The organism is Clostridioides sp. ES-W-0018-02, from assembly GCF_020658175.1.
In the GTDB taxonomy this organism is placed as follows: Bacteria; Bacillota; Clostridia; order Peptostreptococcales; family Peptostreptococcaceae; genus Clostridioides.
The window spans coordinates 475,001-501,231 of the sequence record NZ_JACVVY010000003.1 but is presented as its reverse complement, the minus strand read 5'-3'; the positions used below and the strand labels follow the sequence as shown (position 1 = coordinate 501,231).

The following is a 26,231-nucleotide window of genomic DNA, read 5'->3' as shown; positions in this document are numbered from 1 at the left end:
TTTATTTTTTATCAAAATTGTACCTTAACATATAATGTAAAATTATATATTGTAACTATTTTTTCTGTCTTTTAAGTATGGAATATCGTTCCTATATTTTTCTATTTCATCTAGGTCAATCTCTGCTAATATATATTTTTCTCTATATGTATCTAATTGACTTATTATAGTTCCTCTAGGATTGCATATTTTACTCTTTCCAAACAGTATCAAATTAGGGTCATTACTTACTAAATTTACTCCTACTGTATACACAGTATTTTCTAAAGCTCTTTGAGATACGTTTAAATCCCACATATCTTCATCTTGTATTCTCCATGCAGAAGGTATAAATATTATTTCAGAGCCTTTTAATGTCAATTCTCTAGCCACTTCTGGGAATCCTGCATCATAGCATATCATTACACCAAATTTACCAAAATCAGCATCATATACATCTACTTTTTCCCCTGCTTTAAAGTATACTGCTTCTAATGACCATAGGTGATTTTTACAGTATTCTCCCATCATATTACCTTGTCTATCGAATATAACAGCTGAGTTGAAAACATGTGTAGAGTCCTTTTCTAAAGTTCCATATGGAGATATTAGGTATACATTATTTCTTTTAGCTGCTTCTGACATTGATTTTTCTATGTATTTGTTATGTTCTCTTATTAGGTCTAATGTTTTAATTCCACCTAAATATTCTAAGTTATATCCTGTAGCAAATAATTCTGGCAAACAAATAATATCTGCACCTTGATTTCCCAAATCATCTATCATCTCTACTGCTTTTTCTATATTTTTTTTAACATCTCCAAGTACACTATGCTGTTGAATTATACCTATTTTCACTTTACGACTCATACAATTTCCCCCTTTATTTATCCTTACTTCCAAAACATTTCATTAGTATATAATAAAGAATCATACTTACTACAATTCCATTTATTGGTGGTATTAAGAAACTTATTTTTGAAGTATAATATGATGCTGCAAAACCAATTAACCAACTTATTACTGCAATCCAATTTATTCCTTCTCTGTGTTTATAAGTTCTTCCTTGTATAAAATAATATTCACACCACATAATTCCTGCTATAGCTGGAACTGCTATTCCTAAGAAAGATAAGAACGATTGGAATTTGAATATTATACCAGTAGCTGCTATTGTTGTACCTATTAGACCTGCAACTAAAGTTAATACATTTCTCTTTACATTTGGAAAAATAGTTTTTAGTGCCAATCCACCAGAATAGGCATTTGATACATTGGTTGACCAAGATGCAAGTATTAAAATAACAAATGCTATCCATCCAAATCCTAAATTAGCCAATACTTCTGTTATATCCCAAGTAGGAGCACCCATAGACATTACACCTGCTGCAACTTGCTGGAACAATGAAATAATACCTAATCCTAAAAAACCAATTATCCAAATATCTTTTACTCCCCTTGTATATCTTAATTGGTCAGGTGATATAATCGCACCGACTATGATAAGACCAACAACCATATTTAATCCTTCAACCATGCTCATTGTTGTTTGAGGAGTGTAATTGTAGATAGCTTCAACTCCATAAGTAGAAAAAGCTTTAAAAACTCCCCAAGCCATTAATATTATAAGTGGTGGTATAACTAAGTAATTAAACTTAGCCATTGCCTTAAAACCATACAAAGCGAAAACTACCATTAATAATCCAAGTATAACTGTGACTAGAGTTAAGTTTACACTTGGAAATATTTTTTGTACTGATAATCCCGCAACTCCTGCTTGTACACCAAACCAACCAAAGCTAGTTATTCCAAGCAATAGAGATATTAGATATTTTCCACCTATCTCTCCAAATGCCCCCTTAGCTAATACATATGTATTTAACCCTTCTTTACAACCAATATAACCTTGTATCATAATAATTGCGACTAATATTAAGTTCCCTATAATTGATGTAATAATCATATTGGAAAGAGTCATTCCTAAAATTAAGGTTCCTCCAACCATTAATTCTGATATGGCTATATTAGAGCCAAGCATATTAAATAATGGAGCTAACCATCCAACTCTTTCCTCTTTTGGAACTGGATTTAAAACTAATTCTTCTCTCTCTTGCAAGATTATCCCTCCCTTTCTTTGTAAAAGAATCTTTTCTACTTTTTTCTACATTTTTTTCACCCTTGATAGTTTTTTTTCTTTCTATAATTATAATTCTACTCTACAAAAAAGTATAATATATAGTTTATTATCAATTTGATATAATTTAAGTTATAGATAGATAAATAGTCTAAAATTATTATTTAAATTTAGACTATTCACACATATTTTAAATTTATTTCAGTTTTATTAGAATTATACTTATTTTATTAAAATTTTATAGTGTATAATTTATTCCCAAATATTTTTTATGAGGCTTATAAATACTTCAATTTTCACCTATTCTAACTTATTTTTAGTGAATTTATTACAACTTTACTAATCAAATTTAGTCTAAATTTTCTGATTATTATTATAAAAATAGTTTTTAAAACAAAATTTACTTAAAAACGAATTCATGATAAAATTTTAAAATACAGTATTTTTATTATATTGAATATGAATACAAAGGAGGATGTGTAAGATTATGGCTAGAAGACCAAAGATAAAGATAACTTTAATGGATAAAAAAGAAAAAGGTGCTTGCCACTATGGGCATAAAATTGGTGATTTATTTGAACTTAGTATTTACTTTTTATTCAAAAGGGGAATCGCCTATTTTTTAGTACGCCCCCCCTTTATATATTTCAATTGTAGAAAAGATTATCAAAAATCATATTCATAATTTTACTTATACTACCCCAATTGCAGCTAATATTATACAAATAATCATAACTGAAATTAATATCGTAGTTGTCTTGACTTTTTTTCCTAATAACCAATACATAATTCCAAATATCATAGCTGGAAGCATACATGGCATTATTTGGTCTAAGTAAGTTTGAATAGGCTCTGCCCATTCTCCACTTCCTACATTAACACTAAGTTTTAGTATTACATTAGAGGCGGTCATCCCTCCAATTACCATAAGTCCTAGCATTGATGCTGCTTCCATAACTTTTGAGACTATATTTGAACCACTTACATCTTTAAAAAATTGAGTTCCATACTTAAATCCTTTATCTAAACATATATAACGAATAATAAAGTGAGGAATATTTATTATTAGAAGGAATAAAATTGGACCCATTATATTCCCCTGAGAAGCTAAAGCTATACCAACTCCAGCTGCTATAAGCTTTAATGTTCCCCAGAAAAATGAATCTCCTATTCCAGAAACTGGACCCATTAAACTTGATTTAACAGCATTTATACTCTTTGCATCAAACTCTTCATTCTTTGCATTTTCTTCTTCCATAGCTCCAGATATACCAACTAAAAGAGTACTTATATGAGGTGTAACTGACATAAATTCAAGATGTCTTTTTAAAGCTTGAGATTTTTTTTCTTTATCATTTTTATATAATCTACGGATTATTGGTGCCATCGTATATGCATATGCTATATTTTGCATACGTTCATAGTTCCAAGATGAATCTAATGTTAAAGACCTTCTAAAACATTTCCAAAAGTCTTTTCTTGTTATTTTGCTATCTGGCGAAATTGTTTCTAATTTCTTAGAATTCGTTGTCATCTACTACTACCTCCTTTTCTCCTAAAAAGTTAACATATATTAAAGCTACTGCTAATCCAAATAATGCAACTCCTGTTACTGTTATTTTTAAATAAGCAACCATTATAAAACCTAATAATAGGAATGCTATCGTTTTCTTATTAAGCATCATTCTAGCTAACATGGCAAAACCTATTGCTGGTATCACGCCTGCTGCAACATCCATACCATGAATTACATATGATGGTATAAATGAAAGTATTTTTTCTATTACTGGAACACCTAATGAGAATCCTGTACCTACTATTATTGCTAGTATTAATTTATTGCCTATACCAAATAATAATTGTATACGTTCTACGCCTTCAATGTTACCATCTTCTGCATAACGGTCAGCAAGATGAGCTCCCCATGTAAGTACTACTGTCATTAAGAAGTTGTCTATAAGTAATACTAAAGTTGCTATAGGAACTGCAAGTACAACTGCTGCTGATACATCTTGACCAGTTAATATTACAAATGCTGTAGCAATAATAGAACCAGATACAAAGTCAGGAGGATTACTTGCTCCAACTGGGAATGCACCCATAAATACTAGTTCTAATGTTGACCCTATTACTATACCTGTACGTAAATCTCCTAGTGCTAAACCAACAAGTGGTGCAACAACTATAGGTCTATTATGCATTGTAGAACCTACAAAACAATGCATATATGCAAAGAATGCAATTAGAGTTATTAGAATAACTTGTGTAAATTCCATTTTTATCCCCCTAAAATTATATTAGTTTCATTACATTTGTAGCATCATCATCAGGAACTAATTGTACGAATACATTTACACCTTCTGAATCTAATTCTTTAATCATGTTTATATCATCCTTTGATACATGAACTGCTTTAGATATATTTTCACGATTATCATCTGATTTTGTTCCACCAAGGTTTATTGATTTAATAGATTTAACTTCTTTAGATAGTCTATAAACATCTTCTACAGATTCACAAAGTATCAAAAGATTGTATTTGTCAGTTACACCTGAATTAAGTGCTTTTATAGAATCTGCTATACTTTTCATTACAAGTTTGACATTAGATGGCTTAGCCATTTTAAGCCCTGCCATTCTTAAATCATCCTTTAATAGTTCATCACTTGCTATTAATATACAATCTGTATTTAAAAACTTTGTCCATGTAAATGCTACTTGTCCATGTATAAGTCTGTGGTCTACCCTTACTAATTTAATCATTATAATTCCTCCCTAATTTTTTTTATTTCATCCATAAATGTTTTTACGTGTTCTGCACTAACATCTCCAAAGTCTTGGTAATTATCTTTGAAGTAACTTCCTATTATTGCCATATCCCCTATCTCAAGCTGCTTTTTTGCATTTTCTAATGTAACTCCAGCTGCAATAACTAAAGGGAAATCTCCTACATTTTTGCGGAATAATTCTATTTTTTCCATTGATGTTTCTTGCCCTGTAGCATTTTCTGTAACTGCTATAGCATCACATCTTGTCATTCCTATCTTTAAATCTTCTTCAACAGTATTTTCTGATAAAACTGGTTGATACTTAAAACGTACCCCTCCAATTAAATAAGCTTGACATTTTGAGCGGTGTAATTTGAAAAATTCTTCTAAAGTAGCCTCATCTCTAGGTTTGACATGACCTACTACAGAGTCAACTTGTACATAGCTTGCATTATATCTTGTTGCTAGTTCAAATCCCATAGTATCAACATTTAAGCAATTTACTCCATATGGTATTGACAAATTAGATTTAGATACATATTCAAGTATTCTTTCTAAATCATAGTAATTGCCATAGTAATTTTCTAACATTATTCCATCTACACCATTTGCTTCTAAGATACTAATTTCTTTTTTAGCTCTTTCAAAAATATCATCTGAAGTATCTCCCTTTAGGTGTATCATTGCTATAATTGGCTTTTTGTTTTTAAAAACTGATAATATTCCCTTATTGTCCATAAACTAAAATACCTCTTCTTCTTCATTTATTTGTAATGTTACATTTTGTATTCCCATTCTAGATTCTTTTGCTAACTGTTCTGCATCTTCAGTTGTTAATTTATCAGAAAATCTTGTAAGAAGCTCTAATACCATATTTAAATTCATTCCTGAAAATAGCTTAACATTATGTAACTTAGTTAACCTTAACATAGCAGTACATACACTTGCTCCGTATAAATCAGATAAAATTATATATTCACATTCTTTATCTTCTACTATTGTTTTTTCTAACTCTAAAGCAAAATCTGAAGCGCTTTGTCCAGGATATAAACTGTATGAATTAACGCAATTTGCTAAATCTCCTACTATCATTTTTACTGAATCTAAAAGCCCTTTTGAAAAGTCTCCATGAGACGCTAATATTATTTTTCTCATATTTATTCCTCTCCTAAGTGTAAATTATATTTCTGCTGATACTGCATATTTATACTTATCACTTCTTATAAATTGTTCATTGTAATATAAAACATCATTATTCTCTGTATATACTAATTGTCTTACTTTTAATAATGCCATATTGCTTGCACATTTAAGGTGGTCAGAATATTCTTTGTTTGAGTGTTTTACTTCAAATATATTTTCCACACGATTAGGTAGTGTACTTATATTATTAGATATAACTTCCATTAAAGACTTATCTTCCAGCTCTTCTTTTAATAAAAACATGTAATCTATTCTAAAGTAATCAACTTCAAAAATAACAGGTACTTCATCTATTAATCGAAGTCTTTTAATACATATTATCTTCTCTTCTAGTTCAATATTTAAAGCTTCAGCCACCTGCTTATCAGCTTTTTTTATCAAAATAGAGATTATCTTAGTACTTGGTTTTGCATTAATACGATGACAAGAATTAGTAAAACTATTTCCTGCACATGTTGCTTCTATTCTCTCTGGAATAGTTACATAAGTTCCTTTTCCACGCTTTTTACATAATATATCTTCTTTTACAAGTTCATTAAGCGCATTTCTCACAGTTATACGACTTATATTAAACTCCTTACATAGGTCTACTTCAGATGGAAGTTTATCTCCTGGCTTATATATACCAGCTGCTATTTGTTTTTTTATGTTGTCATATAGTTGTTGGTACAAAGGAATAAATGAATTTACCTCTAAGTCCATTTCTTTTTTTTGCTTTTTTTCATCCATTTTACTCACCCCCTCATGTAGTATTTTTATAACATTATATAACAAGTTCTTTATTACATATTATAACAACTCGAAATCGTTGTCAATTTATTTTTAAATAATTTTTAATTTGGTAATTTTTTAATTTTTTTGTCTAATATAGTATTTTATTGTTTGTAGTATCAGGTAGGAATAGTTTGGATTATTAATCTAACAGAATTCTTTTTTAGAATTGTGTAAATAATAATTAATGTTACTTTTAATTGACAATTATTACTATTAAATAGTACAAAAAAAAGACGTCACCCTATTTTTAGTGCGACAGTCTTTTATATATTATTTCTTATTCATATATTATTCTTTATCTTTTATATCAACTTTTATACTTAATTCATCCAATTGCTCATCATCTGCTACTGTAGGAGCATTTGTCATAGGACAAACAGCATTTTGATTTTTAGGGAATGCAATAACTTCTCTTATATTTTCAGCTCCTGCAAGCAACATAACAAGTCTATCAAGCCCAAAAGCTAGACCAGCATGAGGAGGAGTTCCATATTTGAATGCTTCTAATAAGTAACCAAACTTCTCATTAGCTCTTTCTTCTGTAAACCCAAGTGCCTTAAACATTCTTGATTGAACATCTGAATTTGATATTCTAACACTTCCTCCACCTATTTCATATCCATTTAATACAATGTCATAAGCTTTAGCTCTTAAAGATGCTTTATCTCCATCTTCTAGTTTATCTAAATCTTCATCCATAGGTGATGTAAATGGGTGATGCATTGCTGCAAACTTACCTGTTTCTTCATCTTCTTCAAAAACAGGGAATTCAGTTACCCATAATAAATTATATACATTCTTATCTAGTATATTAAGTCTATTTGCCACTTCAAGTCTAACTTGTCCTAAAGCATCAAATACTACTGAGTTTTTATCAGCTACAAATAAAAGTAAATCTCCTGCTTCTGCATTCATTCTTGTAAGTATAGCATTCATTTCATCTTCGCTAAAGAATTTTGCTATTGGAGAAGTTACTCCATCTTGACCTACTTTCATCCAAGCAAGCCCTTTTGCTCTATATGTTTTAGCATGTTCTTCTAATGATGATATTTGTTTTCTAGTAAAATCGTCAGCTTTTCCTTTTACATTTATACCTCTAACGCTTTTTCCTGGTTGTGTAGCATCAGCAAACACCTTAAATCCACAATTACAAACGACATCAGATATATCTGTTAGTTCATAACCAAATCTAGTGTCTGGTTTGTCTGAACCATATCTAGCCATAGCTTCTGCATAAGTCATTTTAGGAAGTGGAAGTGTCAATTCTACATTTAAAACTTCTTTAAATATAACTTCAAGTAATCCTTCAATCATACTCATAACATCTTCTTGTTCAACAAAAGACATTTCACAGTCTATTTGTGTAAATTCTGGTTGTCTATCAGCTCTTAGGTCTTCATCTCTAAAACACTTAACTATTTGGAAATATCTATCCATACCACTTACCATTAATAATTGTTTGTATAATTGTGGTGATTGTGGTAATGCATAAAATTTACCTGGATTAACTCTACTTGGTACAAGATAATCCCTTGCTCCTTCTGGTGTTGGAGCAATTAAAAATGGTGTTTCTATTTCACAAAATCTATTATTTGATAAGTAATTTCTTGTAATATTCATTACTTTATGTCTTAACTTTAAATTTCTTTGCATAGATGATTTTCTCAAGTCTAAGTATCTATATTTTAGTCTTAGTGCTTCTGAAACATCATCATCATCTTTTATATAAATAGGTGGAGTTTCTGATTTATTTAAAAGTATAAGTTCAGTTGCAAATATCTCTATGTCCCCAGTTGGCATGTTAGGGTTTTTAGACTGTCTTTCGCATACTTTTCCTTTTACTGCTATTACAAACTCAGCACCTAATTTTTCAGCTTTTTCAAAAGCTTCTTTATCTACATCTGTATCAAAAACTATTTGGCATAATCCACTTGTATCTCTTAAATCAACAAATACAAGTCCTCCTAAGTTTCTTTTTTTCTGTACCCATCCCATAAGTACAACTTCTTCATTTATGTTTTTTTCTCTCAACTCTCCACAGTAGTGAGTTCTCTTTAAACCCTTTAAAGTTTCCAAGATACTACCTCCATTTTATTTAATTTTAATGCTATATATTTATCTAATACACAAAACATCATACTTTCTTATTTTACAGCTTTTGCTTTAATTCTTCAACTAATGTACTTAATTTTACAGTAGTTTGCTCTGATGTTTTCATATTTTTTAATGTTGCAGTGTCATTTTTTAGCTCGTCATCACCAATTACTATTGTAAATTTTGAATTTATTTTATCTGAATACTTAAATTGTGCTTTTACACTTCTTTCTATATGGTCTTTATCCGCACTTATATGATTTTGTCTTAAATCTTTCAACAATTTAAAGCTTCTTGTATTTGCTTCTTCACCTATAGTTACTATAAATATGTCTGTAGATTGAGGGTTTTCTATTTCAATTCCATTACCTTCAAGTGTAAGTAAAAGTCTTTCAATCCCTAGTCCAAATCCAATTCCACTTATACCTTTTGGACCACCTAGTTGTTCAACAAGACCATCATATCTGCCTCCACCACATACAGTACTTTGAGCACCTATATCATTAGATATAATTTCAAAAGCAGTTTTTCTATAGTAATCTAACCCTCTAACTATTGTTTTATCAATTACAAAGTTTATATTCATTTCCTTTAAGTATTCTTGAAGTTTATCAAAGTGAACTTTACAATCATCACACAAATGGTCTGCAATAAATGGTATATCTTTGATATTTTCTTTACATGTAGGGTTTTTACAGTCTATAACCCTCATTGGATTTTTTTCTCTTCTCTCATTACAAGTTTCACATAATATATCTGCTTTTGAATCAAGATATTCTTTTAATAAAGCATTGTACTCTTTTCTACAAACTGGACAACCCACTGAATTTATACTCACTACCAAATCATTTAATCCAACTTCATTAAAAAATTGAACAGCTAGTGCTATTATTTCAGCATCCATTGAAGGAGTATCACTTCCAAGTGCTTCTATACCAAATTGATGAAATTGTCTCTGTCTACCAGCTTGTGGTCTTTCGTATCTAAAACAAGGTGTAACATAAAATAATTTTGTTGGTTGAGTATCTGCATATAATTTATTCTCTATAAATGCTCTTACTACACCAGCTGTACCTTCTGGCTTTAGAGTAATTTCTCTATCCCCTTTATCTTTAAAAGAATACATTTCTTTTTGAACTATATCTGTAGTATCTCCAACACTTCTCTTAAAAAGTTCTGTATGTTCAAATATAGGAGTTACCATTTCCTCATACCCATATAAAGCACATATTTCTCTAAATTTATTTTCTACATAACGCCATTTATAAGCCTCTTTTGGAGTTATGTCTTTAGTTCCTCTAGGAGCTTTAGTCAACATTTTTATATACCTCTTCTTTCTTCCTTTTTATCATTTCATCTACTCTATCAATGTATTGTTCAACATTCTTTACATTTTCTACTCTTTCAATTCTATCTTCATCTACATAGACAAATTTTGATATAGCACCTGCACCCAAGGCATAGTTGCTTTGTTTTTCCTCCATAATTTGTATATTGTAAATACACTCATATCCTTCTTTAGCATAACCTATATTTTCTAAGTTACCTAGCATATGTTTTTGTCTGTACATATAATATGGATTAAGTCCCATATCCTTGGCATATTTCATTGATAAATCTATCATTTTTATCATTTCTTCATACTGAGTTAAATGTTCTTTGTACTTATCCATATTTATATTTAGGTTAGAAGCTCTTTTTATAGCTAATGTATGAACTGTAAGACTTTCAGGAGAAAGCTTTTTTATTTCCTCTAATGTATTTCTTACCATGTCTAAGTCTTCATCTATAAGACCTAAAATTATATCCATATTTATATTGTCAAATCCCATATTTCGAGCCATATTAAAACATTCTACTAAATCAGAAACTTTATGTTCTCTTCCAATTTTAACTAAAGTATCATCATTCATAGTTTGAGGATTTATACTAATTCTACTTACATTGTGTTTTTTTAATACACTTAATTTTTCTTTGGTAATAGTATCTGGTCTACCTGCTTCTACCGTAAATTCTTTAATTTTGCTTAAGTCCAATTCTCTAAAGAGAGCATTTATAAGTAAATCCAATTCTTCCTCATCCAATGTAGTAGGAGTTCCACCACCGATATATAGAGTTTCAATTTCTTTATTAGTATCCTCAATAACTTTGGCAAACCCTTTAATTTCTTCAATCAATTTATAGACATATTCTCTTTTTAAATGGCCAAATTGCTTTAACGAGTTTGAAGGAAATGAACAGTATACACATCTAGTTGGGCAGAATGGAATACTTACATAAAGAGAAATTTTATTTTTGTCTATCGGATACATAAATAAGCGTTCTCTTTTAGCTATTTCAAGAGCTAAATCTATTTTCTCATCCATTATAAAATAGTTCTCTTTTAGAATAGTTCTTATACTATCATCATCTAGTCTTTCATCCATCAGATTGTGGACAATTTTGACTGGTCTTATACCAGTCAAAATGCCCCATGGAACATAAGAATTAAATATTTGTTTAAGTACTATAAACATACTTTTTTTAATACTTTCTTTGCATAATTTTCTAATCTTTCTCTTACTTTCACTGTCTAGTCTATCTAAAAACTCTTCAATCGTATTATTATTACAAAATCCATTTAAAAACTCCGTATTTATATCTTTGATATTTTGTATTGATTCATACTTTAAGTTACCACCTTCATAATATTCAGTAATTGAAAGTAAAGTATCATTTTCACAAATCAATCTATTTATTAAATATCTTGACTCTATACTATTGCTACAATCAGCAAAGTCATTAAATTTAAATTCACTAGTAAACAATTTTATAAGTTCTGCTACTTCATACTTATAATCATGTCCTTTTAAAAAAACATCCAACATCAACTTAACTCCTTCTATTTAAACACTAGAAGAACCCCATCACTGATACATTTATTAAATATTTGATACTATTTTTAAATATTAATATAAAATTACATGTAAGGATTTGTCTTCTTTTCAACACCTAAAGTACTAGTTGGCCCATGACCAGGATATACTCTAACAGCATCTTCATATTTACATAATTTTTTAAGTGATTTCTCCATTTGGTGGAAATCTCCACTATATAAATCAGTTCTACCAATACTTCCAGCAAACAAAGTATCTCCTGTGAACATGTCATCTTCAACTCTTATACACATACATCCTTGTGTATGACCTGGTGTATGCAAGAAAGTCATTTTTAATTCACCAAGTTCCATTTTATCTTTATCATTTACATATATATCTGCATCAAATTCTTGTGCGCCACATCTCATTGTGTAACTTAAGTTTTTATTTTTATCATTTAATAATTCTTTTTCATCAGTATGTGCAACTACCTTAGCACCAGTCTTATCTTTAATATCTTTAACATACCCTATATGGTCACCATGTCCATGAGTAAGAATTATATATTCAACATTCAATCCATTTTCTTTGACAAAGCTTAATGTATCTACTAAACTTCCTCCTGGGTCTATAACTGCACATTTTTTAGTTTTTTCATCACCTAACACATAAGTGTTTACTCCAAAATAACTATCTACAAATTTTTTTATAACCATTAAAGTTTTCCCCCTTAAAAAGATTTACTTGAGTCTAATAGTATTGTTACTGGTCCATCATTAGTTAATTCTACCATCATATGAGCTGCAAATTGACCTGTACCTACTGTTACACCTTTATCTTTGGCTTTTTTTACAAATTCTTCATACAAATCATTTGCAAGTTCTGGTCTAGCTGCGTTACTAAATCCAGGTCTTCTTCCTTTTCTACAGTCTCCATATAAAGTAAATTGAGATACTACTAAAAGTTCTCCACCTATGTCCATTAGAGATAAATTCATCTTATCATTTTCATCTTCAAAAATTCTTAGGTTTAATATTTTATCAATCATGTAGTCTACATCACTTGCTTTATCATCATGAGTCACTCCCAACAGTACTAGCAACCCCTTATTTACTTGACCTATAATGTTTTCATCTACTGTAACTTTAGATGAAGATACTCTTTGTACTACTGCTCTCATATTTTCCTCCCTATTATTTTAACTCTAATTTGTCATTCTATAAATACTTTCTACACCAGGAATTGCTTTTAATTTTTTCATTAGAATTTTCAATTCCTCAGTGTCATTAACTTCTACAAGTAGATTTATACTTACAATACTATCTTTTCCTTTTCTTGCATTTATTCCATTTAAGCTAAGTTTATCCATTGCAACAATATGAGTTATTTCATTAACAATTCCTCTTCTGTCGACAGCCTTTATTTGAATCTCTGCTTCAAACTTGCCTTTACCTGCTGAACTCCATGACACTTCCACTAATCTATTTTGGAAGAAGTCTCCATTGTTATTTGCATTTGGGCAATCCGCTCTGTGTATAGCTACACCTCTACCTTTAGTGATATATCCTACAATCTCATCTCCTGGAAGTGGATTACAACATTTAGCAAACCTTACTAAGATATTATCAAGTCCTTTTACTACAATACCTTGTGATGAATTTTTCTTTCTCTTTTTGCTGTATTCTGTTTCGCTCATATTGTGTTTATTTAAATCTTCTTCTTGCATCTGTTGTTCTTTTTTTACTTTTTTAATTTCTTTTAAATACAAGTCTTTTACTTTAGATACAACTTGAGATGACATTATACCACCATAACCCACAGTGGCAACTAAGTCTTCAACACTTGGCTGATTAAACTTCTTGGCAACTAATGCCATGTATTTTTCAACAAGAGGGTCTTTCTGTGGTATATCATGTTTCTTAAACTCTCTTTCTAATATGGTATTCCCACGGTCAACATTTTCTTCTCTTCTTTCTTTTTTGAAAAATTGTCTAATTCTACTTTTTGCATTTGGTGTTTTTACTATGTTAAGCCAGTCTCTACTTGGACCATTAGAATTAGATGATGTAAGTACTTCAACAATGTTACCATTTTGAAGCTTATAATCAATAGGTACTATTCTTCCATCAATTTTTGCTCCAACACATTTATTTCCTACATTTGTATGGACTCTATAGGCAAAATCTATAGGAGTTGATTCTGCTGGTAATTCAATTACATCTCCTCGTGGAGTAAATACATAAACCTGACTATTAAATACATCTTCTTTAAGTGCATCCATAAATTCTTGTGGGTCTTTTAAATCTTTTTCCCACTCCATCATTTGTCTTAACCACTGAAGTTTCTCTTCAACTTTTACTTCTTTGCCAGAAATACCTTCTTTGTATTTCCAGTGTGCTGCAATACCATTTTCTGCTATATTATGCATTTCATGAGTCCTTATTTGTATCTCTAAAGGCTCTCCATCAGGCCCTACAACAGTAGTGTGTAATGATTGGTACATATTTGGCTTTGGCATTGCTATATAGTCTTTAAATCTGCCTGGGATAGGTCTCCATAATGTATGAACTATACCAAGTACAGCATAACAGTCTTTCACATTATCTACTAGTATTCTTACAGCTGTTAAATCAAAAATTTCTTCAAAAGTCTTGTGTTTTTTCTGCATCTTTCTATAAATACTGTAAAAATGCTTTGGTCTACCATATACATCACATGGTATACTTAAATCTTTAAACTTATCTTTAAGAAGCTCAACAATCCCTTGTATATAGTCTTCTCTTTGACTTCTCTTCATTGACACTCTATCAACTAATTCATAGTACCCTTCTGGGTCCATAAACCTTAATGCTCTGTCTTCTAATTCCCACTTTATCTTAGATATACCTAATCTGTGGGCTATACCTCCATAAATCTCTAAAGTTTCTTTTGCTTTATACTTTGCTTTTTCTGGAGGCATGTATTTTAACGTTCTCATATTATGCAATCTATCAGCAAGCTTTATAAGTATAACCCTTATATCTTTTGCCATTGCTAGAAACATTTTTCTTAAATTTTCAGATTGAGTTTCTTCTTTTGAACGATATTTTATCTGACCAAGTTTTGTTACTCCATCAACTAAATCCGCTACTTCTTTTCCAAATTCTTTTGTTATGTCTTCATAGGTATATTCTGTATCTTCTACAACATCGTGAAGCAAACCTGCTGTTATAGTTTCAATATCTAATTCCATCTCTATTAAAATATTTGCCACTGCCAATGGATGAATAAAGTATGGTTCCCCAGATTTTCTATATTGTCCATCATGCGCTTTTTTTGCAAGATTGTAGGCTTTTTCAACCTTTTCAAAATTTGCATTAGGTGCATAAACTTTTATCTTTTCAATTATTTCTTGTAATTCTTTATCATGCATATAACCACCTATTTTGTATAAAATTTTAATATATATGAAAATAGTTGGTGCTATACCAACTATTGTAAAAGTACTAGTATTTTATAAGAGAATTAACATCATAGTTAGATAACTTTTCTCTCCCATTTAAGAATTCTAGCTCAATTAAAAATTGCATAGAAACTACTTCTCCACCTAATTTTTCTACAAGCTTAGCAGCAGCTTCCATAGTTCCACCAGTAGCCAATAAATCGTCTACTATTGCCACTTTTTGACCTTTTTTAATTGCATCTTTATGTATTTCTAAAGTATCCGTACCATACTCTAATCCATACTCATAACTCTCAACTTCTCCTGGTAACTTTCCAGGTTTTCTAATTGGAACAAATCCTACTCCTAGTGCATATGCTACAGGTGTACCCATCAAAAATCCTCTTGCTTCTGGACCTACTACTAAATCCACACCCTTGCTTTTCAATTCTTCAGCCATAGAATCTACTGCATATTTAAATGCCTCGCCGTCTTTAAATAGAGTTGTAACATCTTTAAAATCTATACCTGGCTTTGGGAAATCATCAATATTCCTTATAAAGTTTTTTAAATCCATGGGAAACGCCTCCTAATAACTGCTATTGTATTGTTTTTCTAATTTTTTTAGATTATTGAGTATTAAACTCTCATTTAAGTCTAATTTTTTCTGTGGTTTTGGCAATATTCTTATGAGTACAGAATTTTTTTCATAATTTAAATTAAAGTCAAGTAAATTTAATTCTCTAAACACATTCAATATCGTAAAAAACTTTAATGGAATTACATTAAAAGTTCCCTTTATATTTACCATATCCAAATCAATTTCTTTTTTTATAAGTGCTTGTTTATAAATTGTTATAAATTCATCTCTTGATGGAACTATATTACTAACTACATTCTTTAAATATAATAGGTCTGTTTTATTATAATATTTTATAATTTCACTTTCTTCTCTTTTATTCTCATATATATACGAATATTCGCCTTTATTGTATAAATAATCATAAAGAATAATATTATTATATCTTTTTAAGTCTATTTTATCAATATTAGGAGAAAATATAAGCTCTAATTTATCAGTATTTTTGTTAATATCTTCAATAATATTGTAATTTATGTTAAAATCCAAATCTATAAGTGATACATCTGATATTGCTCTATAGAATCCATTTATAGAATTAGATATTATCAATGTCTCTTTTTCAAAATAATCAAATATATTTATATCTGTATTTCCATCAAATAATTCAAAACCAGACTCAGATATATTATACAAGCTTTGTGAATCTTTTGGTATTATTTTTGACATTAATTTTAGCGAAAGTTTGTCATTACTTGCACTTTTAGGTCGAGCTAATCTAATATCTTTAAGTAGAAACTGCACTTTCCTATTTCCCATATAGTTGTTCTCATCTAGTTGGAACAATACATCTACTTTATCTCCTACTTTGAATAATGATTTTAAATGACTCATGTTAAATCCTATACATTCATAGCACTTTTCATTTTCTATGCTTAATTTCAAATGTTGTTGATTTTTACCTATGATTTTTAAGTCTTTTAGAATATAGTTCCTAACTATAAATCTAGGATTAGGATTATTTAATCCAAATGGTTCTAACTTATGTAATTCCTCCACAAGATTTAAACTTATTACATTTTCTTGTAGTTCAAATTCAACATTTACATTTTCTATCATATCATCTTCAGTCAAATTATAATCTGCAAACTTATTTATTTCATTAGCCAAAGCTTCCACATTTTCTGAATTTAAAGACAATCCAGCTGCTTGCTCATGTCCACCAAACCTAGTCATTAAGTCTTTGCACTTTACAAGAGCCTCAAATATATTAAATCCTTTTATTGACCTTGCTGAGCCAGTAGCTTCTCCACCTTCTACACCTAAAAGAATCGTTGGTTTATAGTATTTTTCAGTCAACTTAGATGCTACAATTCCTATTATCCCATGTTGCCAACCTTCTTTAGCTAAAACCAATACTTTATCTTCATTATATCTACTATTGGACTTTAATATTTCCTCAGCTTCATGATACATCTGAGCCTCAATCATCTGTCTTTCATTATTTTTTTCTTCCAATATATTAGCTATTTCAACAGCTTCATCTTTAGATTGAGTAGTAAATAACTCAACACCCAAATAAGAATATCCTAAACGTCCTGATGCATTTATTCTAGGCCCAATTGCAAAGCCTATATGAGAAGAACCTATTTTTTCACTTTCTACACCACAAACTTTTATAAGCTCTCTTAATCCAATATTTTTGCCTTCTTTCATTAATTTTAAACCATTTTTTACAATTATTCTATTTTCATCCACAAGTGGAACAATATCACAAATAGTTGCCAATGTTACTATTTCTAAATAATCATACATACTAGTCTTAAAATCTTCTTCTGGAGTAAGTGCTTGTATCATTTTAAATGCTACACCGCATCCACATAATGCATCAAATGGATAGTTACAATCTTCTTGCTTTGGATTTATTACTGCAAAAGCTGAGGGAATTTCATTTTGGCATTCATGATGGTCTGTTATTATAACATCTATACCCAAATTATTTGCTAGGTTAACCTCAGATACTGATGTAATTCCACAATCAACACTTATAATCAAGTCACATCCCCTAGAGCTTATAAGCTTTATAGCCTCTTCATTTATACCATAGCCTTCTTCTAGTCTATTTGGAATGTAGTAATCCACATGATATCCTATACTATTAAAATATAAGCATAAAATAGAAGTAGAAGATACACCATCAACATCATAATCTCCATAAATCCAAATTTTTTCTTTTTTATCAATAGCTGACTTTATTCTATCTACAGCCTTTTGCATATCTTTCATTAATAAAGGGTCTCTTAAATAGTCTAAAGATGGATTCATGAATATTTCTGAATCTTTTTCAGTATATATACCTCTATTTTTTAAAATTTGGCAGATTTCCGGGGAAATATTAAGTTTTTTGCTAAATTCACTTTCCTCTATCTTCCCTTTATATTTCAGTGTCCATTTTTTCAAATTTAATTCCCCCTAATCTTTTTTGTATTTTGACCTAATACTTTTTATAACTAAGCATAGCCCTATTATAAAAGAAATAAAGAACCCTGCTATAGCAGTAAATTTTATCCATATATTATTTTCTATATTTGGTGATGCAATTATAAGTGAAGAACCTACTATGATGGATGCTAATACTAAACTTAATGACATTTGAGAAGTTAATTCTGTTATACAAATTTCTAATTTTGTCATTTTAACATCTTCAATTTGCATTTTTATATTATTTCTTTCTACATTTCTTAAGATTGCTTTTAACTGTTTTGGAATAGTTTTTACGTCAAGCAATATCTCTTCCACATTTTGTCTTGAATTTAAAACTACATTCTTAGGATTGAATTTACTTTTATAATGATGCTTCATAAACTCTTTTCCCATAGAGCCAAGAGAAAAATCTGTATTCAAGGTTCTACTTGTACCCTCTAATGTTATAATAGTCTTTGCAAGTGTTACAAACTGTGCAGGCATAATTATCTTATACTGTCTAAAAAATCTAAACAATTCATTTAATATATCTGTCACATTTATCTTTTCTATAGAGATATCATAGTAGTAATGTATGAGATACAATAAATCCTGTCTAAGACCTTTAACATCAGCTTCTCCATTTAATGCATCCATTTCTATTAATAAGTAAATTATTTTATCAACATTTTTTTCTACACCTGCTAATGCAATTTCATTTAATTGGTTCAAAGTTCTATTATCAATAATTCCAATCATTCCAAAGTCTATATATGCTATCTTGTTTCTGCCAACTATAAATATATTACCTGGATGTGGGTCTGCATGAAAAAAACCATGTGACAATACCTGTATAAAAAAAGACCTAACACCTATTTCGACAATAGTTTTTGTATTGTAGCCTAATTTTCTTATTTTTTCTACATCACTTAACTTTGTGCCATTAACTTTCTCCATTACTAAAATTCTCTTACTGTTATATTCTGAATATACTTTTGGTATATATACTTCATCACTATTTTTAAATATCCTAGAAAATTTAGTTGCATTTATAGATTCAAAATTGTAGTCAAGTTCTCTCATTAATTGAGTTTGAAATTCTTCTATCATTTGCTCTAAATCTAAATTAAAATCTTTTTTTAAGTCTTTTAATGTATGTGCAATAGTTCTAAGAATCTCCAAGTCAGATTTTATTATCTTCTCTATATTTGGCCTTTGAATTTTTACAATCACTTCTTCTCCTGTTTTAAGTATTCCTTCATAAACTTGACCAATTGAAGCTGCTGCTATTGGTTCTTCTTTAAATTCTGAGAATACTTCTTCTATGCTTAAGCCTACTTCTTCTTTAAATATTTCAATGGCTATATTTGAATCAAATTTTTCTACATCATCTCTAAGCTTTGATATTTCATCAATTATATCTTGGTCTAACAAGTCTTTTCTTGTACTCAATATTTGACCTATTTTTACATATGTAGGTCCTAGTTCTTCTAAGACTCTTTTCATTCTCTCACCAGTTGTCATATTTTTTATTTCTTCTGGTGGGTCAAATAGTGGTATTTTATATGCTATGCCCTCTATATTTAATCTTTCTACAATAAAACTAAAACCATACTTTATCAAAATATATCCAATTTCTCTATATCTCTTTAAATTCCTATAACTTATTCTCAAATTTTTTCACTCCTAGAATAGGTATACCCAAAAACTTACACCTTAATTTATCTCTGTCTACGACATTATTTTACTAATTGATACTCTAATATCTTATATCCTCTTTAATATTTAATTTTATCACATATACTAGTAATTTTATTAAATTTCTTTAACTCAGTTAATTTTTATTTTTGACATTTCATACCTATTCTAAACAACTGCTTTCTCAAAATTAAAATACCAACTAACCTAATAAAATAAATTAGTGGTTGCCTCAAAACAAATTTAAGCATGTTTTGAAACAACCACTCTTTAATTGTTATTTTTGATTTTGTGCTGCTTCTAAATACCATTGATATGACTCATCAATATATTTTTTATCTTCTTCAGTAAGTTCTCTAACTACTTTTCCGGGAGAGCCCATTATTAAAACTCCTGGTGGGAACTTTTTATTAGATGTAATTAATGTACCTGCTCCAATTAAAGTGTATTCTCCTATTTCAGCATTATCTAGTATTATTGAACCCATTCCAATTAAAACATTGTCACTAATTTTGCAACCATGAACTATTGACCTATGCCCTACTGTTACATTATTCCCAATTACAGTATTTTCATCTCCATGTACTATTGAACAGTCTTGTATATTAGTATTTTCTCCAATAGTTATTGGTCCTTCATCTCCTCTAACTACTGCATTGTACCATACACTTGAATCTTTACCGATTTTAACATTTCCAATTATATCTGCTGATTTTGCTACAAAGACACTTTCATCAATTAAAGGTTTATCTTCTAAATAATCTCTAATCATATATAAACAACTCCTTTAAGATATAAATTTAATTATTTGCTCCTTCTAACATTAATTTTGCTTGTATCATAATAGAACATTCTGTACGCTTTCTTTGCATTTCACAGCCCAACTCATATGGTTTTGATATATCATTGTTGAAGTTTATTGCATTTGCATGACATCCACCTGAACAATAGAACTTATTCCAACATTTTTTACACTCTTCCTTAGTATATACATGAGCTTCTCTAAATGTATTTTTTAACTTTTCTGGAAGTACAATTTCTTTATCCAATATATTTGCCATTTTAAATTCTTCATTTCCAACAAATTGATGACATGGGTATATGTCTCCACTTGGTGTTACAGAAAGATACTCATTTCCAGCACCACATCCAGTTATTCTCTTTATTACGCATGGTCCTTGATTTAAATCTATCATAAAATGGAAAAATTTAAATCCATCTCCTTGTAACTGTCTATCTGCATACTCCACCGCAAATTTTTCATATTCATCAAATATTTTTGGTAAATCTTCCTCTCTAAGTGCATATGGATTACTTTCATCTCCAACAACTGGCTCTACAGATGTTAATTTAAACCCTAAATCTGCAAAATGCATAACATCTTTAGAAAAATCTAAGTTATCTCTTGTGAATGTACCTCTTATATAGTAATACTTATCTTTTGCTCTTCCTTCTACAAGTTTTTTAAATCTTGGCAATGTAATATCATAACTACCTTTGTCATTTAAAGTTGGTCTCATATTATCATTGACTTCTTTTCTTCCATCTAAACTTAAAACTACATTATGCATATTTTCATTTATATAATCTATAATTTCATCATTTAACAGAACACCATTTGTAGTTATTGTAAATCTTATATTTTTATTATAATCCTTTTCAATACTTTTTCCATATTCAACTAATTGCTTTACAACTTCAAAGTTCATTAGAGGCTCTCCACCAAAGAAATCTATCTCTAAGTTTTTTCTACTTCCAGAATTGGCAATCAAATAATCTATTGCTGCTTTACCGACTTCAAAACTCATAAGTTCTTTTTCTCCACCAAAATCCCCTTGAGCTGCAAAGCAATACTTACATTTCAAATTACAATCATGTGCTACATTTAAACATAATGCTTTTACTACAGGCTCTCTATGTACAAAGCTTGGATGATATTGATATGTATCTTCTGTATATAAAAGACCTTCTTTTTCTAAATTTAATATTTCTTCATATGCTTCATTTATTTTTTCTTCTTGATATTTAGATTTTAATATATCTAGTACTTCTTCTTTACTTTTTTCTTTATAAAAATCTAATAAATCGTATGCAACATCATCTAATACATGAACAGCTCCTCCATTCACATCTAAAACGATATTATATCCATTCATAGAAAATTTATGTATTATACTCATAACCTACCTCCTAAACTACTATCTATACTAAAGTTTTTTACTGTTTTAATTAAACTTTACCCTTCATTATATCATACAGTTTGCTTAAAATACATACAATACAAAAATGACTTACTACTCGTAAGTCATTTCAATGGATACACTATATCCCCCTAAATTAGCACACTTATACATTACAAAATAAAGTATATTATGTACTCATAAAATAAAATTTTTGTATCTAATTACTTATTTTATATTTATTAAAAGTATAATAAGTTCTTTTTATAATAATTCTATATAAATAATTTGCTTATTTTGTATTTATTAAACCATAATATTTCTTATAATTATTTCATATAAATAATTGCTTGTTTTTAATTTATCTTTTTTAAATTCTTAATTTCTTTTGGTACCTTGGGTTGATGTATAATCCATGGACAAGTGCTATTTGCTGACAAAATTGCAGTACTCAGTGCTAATGAACTAGCACACTTCATAATTTTCACAATAAACTTTTTCATAATTTAATTCTCCCTCGTACACATTTTACTTATATTCTTTTTAGATTTTAATTTACCTAATACTAGCATTATACAAATCCAAAACATTGCAAAAGCACTATATATAAAGTAATCCATAAATACATTTGATGAAAAACTTGAAACTGTCATTAACAAGACTACTGTAGACATAGATATAGCAATTTTTTTATAAGTTAACTTTTCTATCTCACTTATAGGATTACTTTTATGCTCTACTGGACACATGATGCAAATTCCAATCCAACTAATACTAGCAATAATCATAATAATATTTTTAAATAAATATACATTTAGATTTTCTATAATAAATATTGTAGATAAGATTATAAAAATAAAGGTTAATAGACATCTAAAATAGTTATTTGCATGATACCCTCCAGAAAATTGTCTTATTGGACAGTAACATATTAAAAAAAATAATATATATGTAAATTTCCCAAATAAAAAACCTAAGAGTAGTATGGTCGTTATATTAACTATAAAAGCAATTAATATTTCAAATCCATAAGAATACACCCTAGATTCATGGTTATCTATCATGTTGTTATAAATTAAAACAGATGTCATTTTATCAGCATATCTCTTAAACATTATTACCTCCAGAAAAAAATTTTACATATATAGAATAGCGTCTTTTTTGAGAAAATTCAATATATTTTTCAAAACTAGTTATTGAAATTGTAAAACTGGTCAAAAAAAGACCTATATAATCATTTTGTTATTTTTTATATAATAAAAAAGTTATAATAAAAGAGTTTTATTAAGCTTTATATGCATAAAAGCACATAACTTATAGCATATAAGTTATGTGCTTTTATTTTTATTATAAATCCTTAATTTTATATTTATTTTTATGATATACCTTAGTTTTGCTTTTATTTTCGTAATATATATGTTTAACTTTGTTTTTGCTTCACATATTGAAGTGCTTTTCTATTCTGTTTTACTGCCTCTAAACAAACTTTTTCTGTTTGATTTTCTACATATTCCAAAGCTCTATAATTCTGTTTTACTGCTTCTAAACATATCTTTTCTGTTTGATTTTTAACATATTTTATCATTCTATAATCTTGTCTTACTGCCCTTAAACAAATATCCTCTGTTTGTTCTTTTACATATTTAAGTGCCTCAAAACTTTGATTTACTGCTTCCAAACAAACCTTTTCTGTTTGCTCTTTTACATATTGTATAGCACTGTAATTTTCTTTTACCGCCTCTATACACATTGATTCTGTTTGCTCTTCTATATATTTAAGAATATTTCCATTTTGCTTTACTGCCTCTAAACATACTTTTTCTGTTAGTATCTTTATATAGGTCAATATTTCTTTTATTTCAAAATCTTTAAATGATCCCCTTATAGCTTCTATACATATTTCTTCTGTCTGTTTCTTTACATATTGTAATACTTTTCCATTTTGTCTTACTGCCTCTAAACAAATATTCTCTGTCTGCTCTTTTACATATTGTAGTGCTCTTCCATCATTTCTTACTGCCTCTAAACAGATTTCTTCCGTCTGCTTATTTACATATTGAAGAGCCATATAACTTCGTCTTACTGCTTCTATACATATTTTTTCTGTCTGTTCATTTACATAATACAAGGCAAAATCATTTTGCTTTACTGCTTCTATACATATTTCTTCTGTCTGTTCTTCTACACAAGGCAATGCACTGTAGTTTTCCTTTACTGCTTCTAAACATATACTATTATTTTGTTCCTTAACATAAGCTAAAGACTTTCCATCTTTTTTTACTGCTTCTAAGCATATTGTTGGAGTCTGTTCTTTTATATCCTTTAATATTTCTGCCACATCATTTTTTGATGCCCTTTCTATTAATTCTAAGCATACCTCTTCTGTCTGCTCTTCAACAAATCTAAAAACTTCCATAACATCATGAGTTGATGCACTTCTTATAGCTTCAATTAATATATTTTCTGTCTTGTCGTTTACGTAATATAATGCTCTATAATTCTGTTTTACGGCCTCTATACATATAGCTTCGGTTTGATTTGTTATGTATTTGAGAGCTTTATAAGTCTGCTTTACTGCCTCCATGCACACCCTATCAGTCTTATCTTTTACAAATTCTATTATTGTACCATCTTGCCTTACTGCTAGTAAACACATTTCTTCAGTTTGATTTTCTATGTCTTTTAATTCTCTATAGTCATATTTCACTCTGCTTAAGTCATTTAAATGTACATTATTATCTTCTTCTGAATTATCCTCATTAATTTTTATATCATCCTCAAATTCTTCATCATCTAAATAGTCATCTTTATCTGGCAAAAACATAGATTTAATTTTATTTTTTATATCCATAAAATTAACCTCCTTTAATACGATTTTATCATTAAAGTAAATCATTTTTAAGTATTTATTTAATTAATTTTATATTAAGTTCTTTTAAAAGTCCATTCATTGTCGATAGATTCTATTTTATATTAATAATTTAATTATAAACATGCGGGGTAATAAAGTTAATAGTGGACATTTTTCATCCCATTAGTATATACTATTTATATTTAATACTCATTTATAGTTATTTTTTTCAATTTTTTCATCATTTACTATATCATATTCATTTAATTTATGATATTATTTAAGTATAATATAAGTTTTATAAAGTATATTAAATATATTATAAGATGGAGGTTGAGTAATTTTGAAAGGAAACATAGTACAATATAATTTTGCAGATATAGAGGAAGAAGTATATTCATTGGATTATGCTATAGCATGGAATATAGACGAGGAAAACGTAAACATTATACCATTTACAAATAAATTCTGTAAAGAATCTATAGAATCTTTTTGTTTAGGTAAAATTGACAACTTTGTTGAAATATTAAATGAAGGCTTTGTTGAAAATCATCATTATGTACATTTGGATAAGATGGTAAGTGTTCCTAAGAAAAAAGTTAATTTAGTATATCAACAAGACACATATGGTTCTCTTTTAAGAGATAGCAATAGTAATCTTATTCCTGTAAAAATAACTTCAGAACAATCTAAGTCTATATCAAATAAGGTTGATTTATTTTGTGCTGGTGAAGAAAAATGTTTAATTAATATATTACTAAAGGCTGACCCATCATATGTTTTGGATGTAGATAGCATAAAAGATAAAAACATCTTAAATTTAGGTTATGAATCTATTGATAGATACAAAGAATATAACTTTGATGATGATAAGATTTTAATATTTTTTATAAATAAAAAGCGTTATTCTGTAATTATGAAAAAAACAAATAATTCTAATGGAGATTTAGCTACTAGAAACAATGTTATTAAGGAGTTATTTGCTAATAAAGCAGGAAATATCAACTAATCTTAGGATTTTAATGTGATAATTTTTGATTAAATAATAATATACAAAGTGGGAGTAGAAAAATCTACTCCCACTTATTTATAATAAACAAATAAATCCCTGAATCTATTGAGTGATTATAATTTTTAGATTGTACTAGCTTACATTTTTAAATTTACATTTTAAAATTTAAGGTGCACTTTCTACTCTAAACTTTAATCTCTACATCAATATCATCAA

The 26,231-nt window shown here is 28.7% G+C and carries 24 protein-coding genes; 2 read left to right on the top strand and 22 right to left on the bottom strand.

Annotation, left to right across the window (positions count from 1 at the left end; all coding sequences use genetic code 11):
• Positions 1-42 precede the first annotated feature (42 nt).
• Both IC219_RS10905 and IC219_RS10900 read right to left on the bottom strand, forming a co-directional pair.
• A complete protein-coding gene (locus tag IC219_RS10905; protein ID WP_227830818.1) occupies positions 43-849 on the bottom strand; it encodes a nitrilase-related carbon-nitrogen hydrolase in 807 nt (268 codons plus the stop codon).
• Between the two features lie 13 nt (positions 850-862).
• Entirely contained in the window at positions 863-2,095 is a 1,233-nt protein-coding gene (locus tag IC219_RS10900; RefSeq protein ID WP_227434502.1) for a cytosine permease, read from the bottom strand.
• 505 nt (positions 2,096-2,600) lie between these two features.
• On the opposite strand from IC219_RS10900, the gene IC219_RS10895 reads away from it, so the two are divergent.
• Positions 2,601-2,798, top strand: coding sequence for a hypothetical protein (locus IC219_RS10895; protein ID WP_227434501.1), 198 nt, complete (start codon positions 2,601-2,603; stop codon positions 2,796-2,798).
• Positions 2,799-2,804: 6 nt separating this feature from the next.
• Here the strand turns inward: IC219_RS10895 and IC219_RS10890 are convergent, their stop codons facing one another.
• From IC219_RS10890 to IC219_RS10795, 20 genes are all read right to left on the bottom strand, one after another.
• Positions 2,805-3,647, bottom strand: a complete 843-nt coding sequence (locus IC219_RS10890; protein WP_227434500.1) for a PTS system mannose/fructose/sorbose family transporter subunit IID — start codon at positions 3,645-3,647, stop codon at positions 2,805-2,807.
• Positions 3,631-4,389 (bottom strand): PTS mannose/fructose/sorbose/N-acetylgalactosamine transporter subunit IIC, encoded by a 759-nt coding sequence (locus IC219_RS10885; protein WP_227434499.1) that lies wholly within the window; start codon positions 4,387-4,389, stop codon positions 3,631-3,633. Before IC219_RS10885 ends, IC219_RS10890 begins: the two co-directional genes overlap by 17 nt.
• A 16-nt stretch (positions 4,390-4,405) precedes the next feature.
• Complete coding sequence (locus IC219_RS10880; RefSeq protein WP_227434498.1) at positions 4,406-4,876, bottom strand: PTS sugar transporter subunit IIB; 471 nt, start codon at positions 4,874-4,876, stop codon at positions 4,406-4,408.
• Positions 4,876-5,619 (bottom strand): BtpA/SgcQ family protein, encoded by a 744-nt coding sequence (locus tag IC219_RS10875; protein WP_227434497.1) that lies wholly within the window; start codon positions 5,617-5,619, stop codon positions 4,876-4,878. Before IC219_RS10875 ends, IC219_RS10880 begins: the two co-directional genes overlap by 1 nt.
• Before the next feature lie 3 nt (positions 5,620-5,622).
• A complete protein-coding gene (locus IC219_RS10870) occupies positions 5,623-6,036 on the bottom strand; it encodes a PTS sugar transporter subunit IIA (protein ID WP_227434496.1) in 414 nt (137 codons plus the stop codon).
• 24 nt (positions 6,037-6,060) lie between these two features.
• Positions 6,061-6,813 carry a GntR family transcriptional regulator gene (locus tag IC219_RS10865; RefSeq protein WP_227434495.1) on the bottom strand — a complete coding sequence of 251 codons (753 nt, stop codon included), beginning with the start codon at positions 6,811-6,813 and terminating at the stop codon, positions 6,061-6,063.
• A gap of 333 nt (positions 6,814-7,146) precedes the next feature.
• Complete coding sequence (aspS, locus tag IC219_RS10860; protein ID WP_227830819.1) at positions 7,147-8,934, bottom strand: aspartate--tRNA ligase; 1,788 nt, start codon at positions 8,932-8,934, stop codon at positions 7,147-7,149.
• Between the two features lie 73 nt (positions 8,935-9,007).
• Complete coding sequence (gene hisS / locus IC219_RS10855) at positions 9,008-10,270, bottom strand: histidine--tRNA ligase (protein ID WP_227434493.1); 1,263 nt, start codon at positions 10,268-10,270, stop codon at positions 9,008-9,010.
• Entirely contained in the window at positions 10,260-11,819 is a 1,560-nt protein-coding gene (locus IC219_RS10850; protein WP_227830820.1) for a coproporphyrinogen III oxidase, read from the bottom strand. The genes hisS and IC219_RS10850 overlap by 11 nt, the downstream gene beginning before the upstream one ends.
• 92 nt (positions 11,820-11,911) lie before the next feature.
• On the bottom strand, positions 11,912-12,526 hold the full coding sequence (locus tag IC219_RS10845) for an MBL fold metallo-hydrolase (RefSeq protein WP_227434491.1): 615 nt from the start codon (positions 12,524-12,526) through the stop codon (positions 11,912-11,914).
• Positions 12,527-12,540: 14 nt separating this feature from the next.
• Entirely contained in the window at positions 12,541-12,990 is a 450-nt protein-coding gene (dtd, locus tag IC219_RS10840) for a D-aminoacyl-tRNA deacylase (protein ID WP_227830821.1), read from the bottom strand.
• Between the two features lie 24 nt (positions 12,991-13,014).
• A complete protein-coding gene (locus tag IC219_RS10835; RefSeq protein WP_227434489.1) occupies positions 13,015-15,222 on the bottom strand; it encodes a RelA/SpoT family protein in 2,208 nt (735 codons plus the stop codon).
• A 73-nt stretch (positions 15,223-15,295) separates the two neighbouring features.
• Entirely contained in the window at positions 15,296-15,808 is a 513-nt protein-coding gene (locus IC219_RS10830; protein ID WP_227434488.1) for an adenine phosphoribosyltransferase, read from the bottom strand.
• A gap of 12 nt (positions 15,809-15,820) precedes the next feature.
• Entirely contained in the window at positions 15,821-18,271 is a 2,451-nt protein-coding gene (gene recJ / locus IC219_RS10825) for a single-stranded-DNA-specific exonuclease RecJ (RefSeq protein ID WP_227824275.1), read from the bottom strand.
• A 12-nt stretch (positions 18,272-18,283) separates the two neighbouring features.
• On the bottom strand, positions 18,284-19,948 hold the full coding sequence (locus IC219_RS10820) for an ABC1 kinase family protein (RefSeq protein WP_227830822.1): 1,665 nt from the start codon (positions 19,946-19,948) through the stop codon (positions 18,284-18,286).
• A 301-nt stretch (positions 19,949-20,249) separates the two neighbouring features.
• The gene (locus tag IC219_RS10815) at positions 20,250-20,744 is read right to left on the bottom strand and encodes a gamma carbonic anhydrase family protein (RefSeq protein ID WP_227824277.1); all 495 of its coding nucleotides are present in this window, start codon (positions 20,742-20,744) and stop codon (positions 20,250-20,252) included.
• A gap of 28 nt (positions 20,745-20,772) precedes the next feature.
• Positions 20,773-22,152: a thioether cross-link-forming SCIFF peptide maturase gene (scfB, locus tag IC219_RS10810; protein WP_227434484.1), complete on the bottom strand. Its 1,380-nt coding sequence runs from the start codon at positions 22,150-22,152 to the stop codon at positions 20,773-20,775.
• Positions 22,153-22,508: 356 nt separating this feature from the next.
• Positions 22,509-22,655: a cyclic lactone autoinducer peptide gene (locus IC219_RS10805; RefSeq protein ID WP_227434483.1), complete on the bottom strand. Its 147-nt coding sequence runs from the start codon at positions 22,653-22,655 to the stop codon at positions 22,509-22,511.
• Positions 22,656-22,658: 3 nt separating this feature from the next.
• On the bottom strand, positions 22,659-23,267 hold the full coding sequence (locus tag IC219_RS10800) for an accessory gene regulator ArgB-like protein (protein ID WP_227434482.1): 609 nt from the start codon (positions 23,265-23,267) through the stop codon (positions 22,659-22,661).
• 305 nt (positions 23,268-23,572) lie between these two features.
• Complete coding sequence (locus IC219_RS10795; protein ID WP_227482131.1) at positions 23,573-25,003, bottom strand: DUF4116 domain-containing protein; 1,431 nt, start codon at positions 25,001-25,003, stop codon at positions 23,573-23,575.
• Between the two features lie 343 nt (positions 25,004-25,346).
• Between IC219_RS10795 and IC219_RS10790 the strand changes: the two genes are divergently transcribed.
• Positions 25,347-26,012, top strand: coding sequence for a hypothetical protein (locus IC219_RS10790; protein ID WP_227434480.1), 666 nt, complete (start codon positions 25,347-25,349; stop codon positions 26,010-26,012).
• The last annotated feature ends 219 nt before the right edge of the window (positions 26,013-26,231 follow it).

What these genes read in the sequence shown, in the direction of transcription:
- IC219_RS10905 (WP_227830818.1), bottom strand. Translation starts at nt 849, where the DNA reads ATGAGTCGTAAAGTGAAAATAGGTATAATTCAACAGCATAGTGTACTT.
- IC219_RS10895 (WP_227434501.1), top strand. Translation starts at nt 2,601, where the DNA reads ATGGCTAGAAGACCAAAGATAAAGATAACTTTAATGGATAAAAAAGAA.
- IC219_RS10890 (WP_227434500.1), bottom strand. Translation starts at nt 3,647, where the DNA reads ATGACAACGAATTCTAAGAAATTAGAAACAATTTCGCCAGATAGCAAA.
- IC219_RS10885 (WP_227434499.1), bottom strand. Translation starts at nt 4,389, where the DNA reads ATGGAATTTACACAAGTTATTCTAATAACTCTAATTGCATTCTTTGCA.
- IC219_RS10880 (WP_227434498.1), bottom strand. Translation starts at nt 4,876, where the DNA reads ATGATTAAATTAGTAAGGGTAGACCACAGACTTATACATGGACAAGTA.
- IC219_RS10875 (WP_227434497.1), bottom strand. Translation starts at nt 5,619, where the DNA reads ATGGACAATAAGGGAATATTATCAGTTTTTAAAAACAAAAAGCCAATT.
- IC219_RS10870 (WP_227434496.1), bottom strand. Translation starts at nt 6,036, where the DNA reads ATGAGAAAAATAATATTAGCGTCTCATGGAGACTTTTCAAAAGGGCTT.
- IC219_RS10865 (WP_227434495.1), bottom strand. Translation starts at nt 6,813, where the DNA reads ATGGATGAAAAAAAGCAAAAAAAAGAAATGGACTTAGAGGTAAATTCA.
- hisS (WP_227434493.1), bottom strand. Translation starts at nt 10,270, where the DNA reads ATGTTGACTAAAGCTCCTAGAGGAACTAAAGACATAACTCCAAAAGAG.
- IC219_RS10850 (WP_227830820.1), bottom strand. Translation starts at nt 11,819, where the DNA reads ATGTTGGATGTTTTTTTAAAAGGACATGATTATAAGTATGAAGTAGCA.
- IC219_RS10845 (WP_227434491.1), bottom strand. Translation starts at nt 12,526, where the DNA reads ATGGTTATAAAAAAATTTGTAGATAGTTATTTTGGAGTAAACACTTAT.
- dtd (WP_227830821.1), bottom strand. Translation starts at nt 12,990, where the DNA reads ATGAGAGCAGTAGTACAAAGAGTATCTTCATCTAAAGTTACAGTAGAT.
- IC219_RS10835 (WP_227434489.1), bottom strand. Translation starts at nt 15,222, where the DNA reads ATGCATGATAAAGAATTACAAGAAATAATTGAAAAGATAAAAGTTTAT.
- IC219_RS10830 (WP_227434488.1), bottom strand. Translation starts at nt 15,808, where the DNA reads ATGGATTTAAAAAACTTTATAAGGAATATTGATGATTTCCCAAAGCCA.
- IC219_RS10815 (WP_227824277.1), bottom strand. Translation starts at nt 20,744, where the DNA reads ATGATTAGAGATTATTTAGAAGATAAACCTTTAATTGATGAAAGTGTC.
- scfB (WP_227434484.1), bottom strand. Translation starts at nt 22,152, where the DNA reads ATGAGTATAATACATAAATTTTCTATGAATGGATATAATATCGTTTTA.
- IC219_RS10805 (WP_227434483.1), bottom strand. Translation starts at nt 22,655, where the DNA reads ATGAAAAAGTTTATTGTGAAAATTATGAAGTGTGCTAGTTCATTAGCA.
- IC219_RS10800 (WP_227434482.1), bottom strand. Translation starts at nt 23,267, where the DNA reads ATGTTTAAGAGATATGCTGATAAAATGACATCTGTTTTAATTTATAAC.
- IC219_RS10795 (WP_227482131.1), bottom strand. Translation starts at nt 25,003, where the DNA reads ATGGATATAAAAAATAAAATTAAATCTATGTTTTTGCCAGATAAAGAT.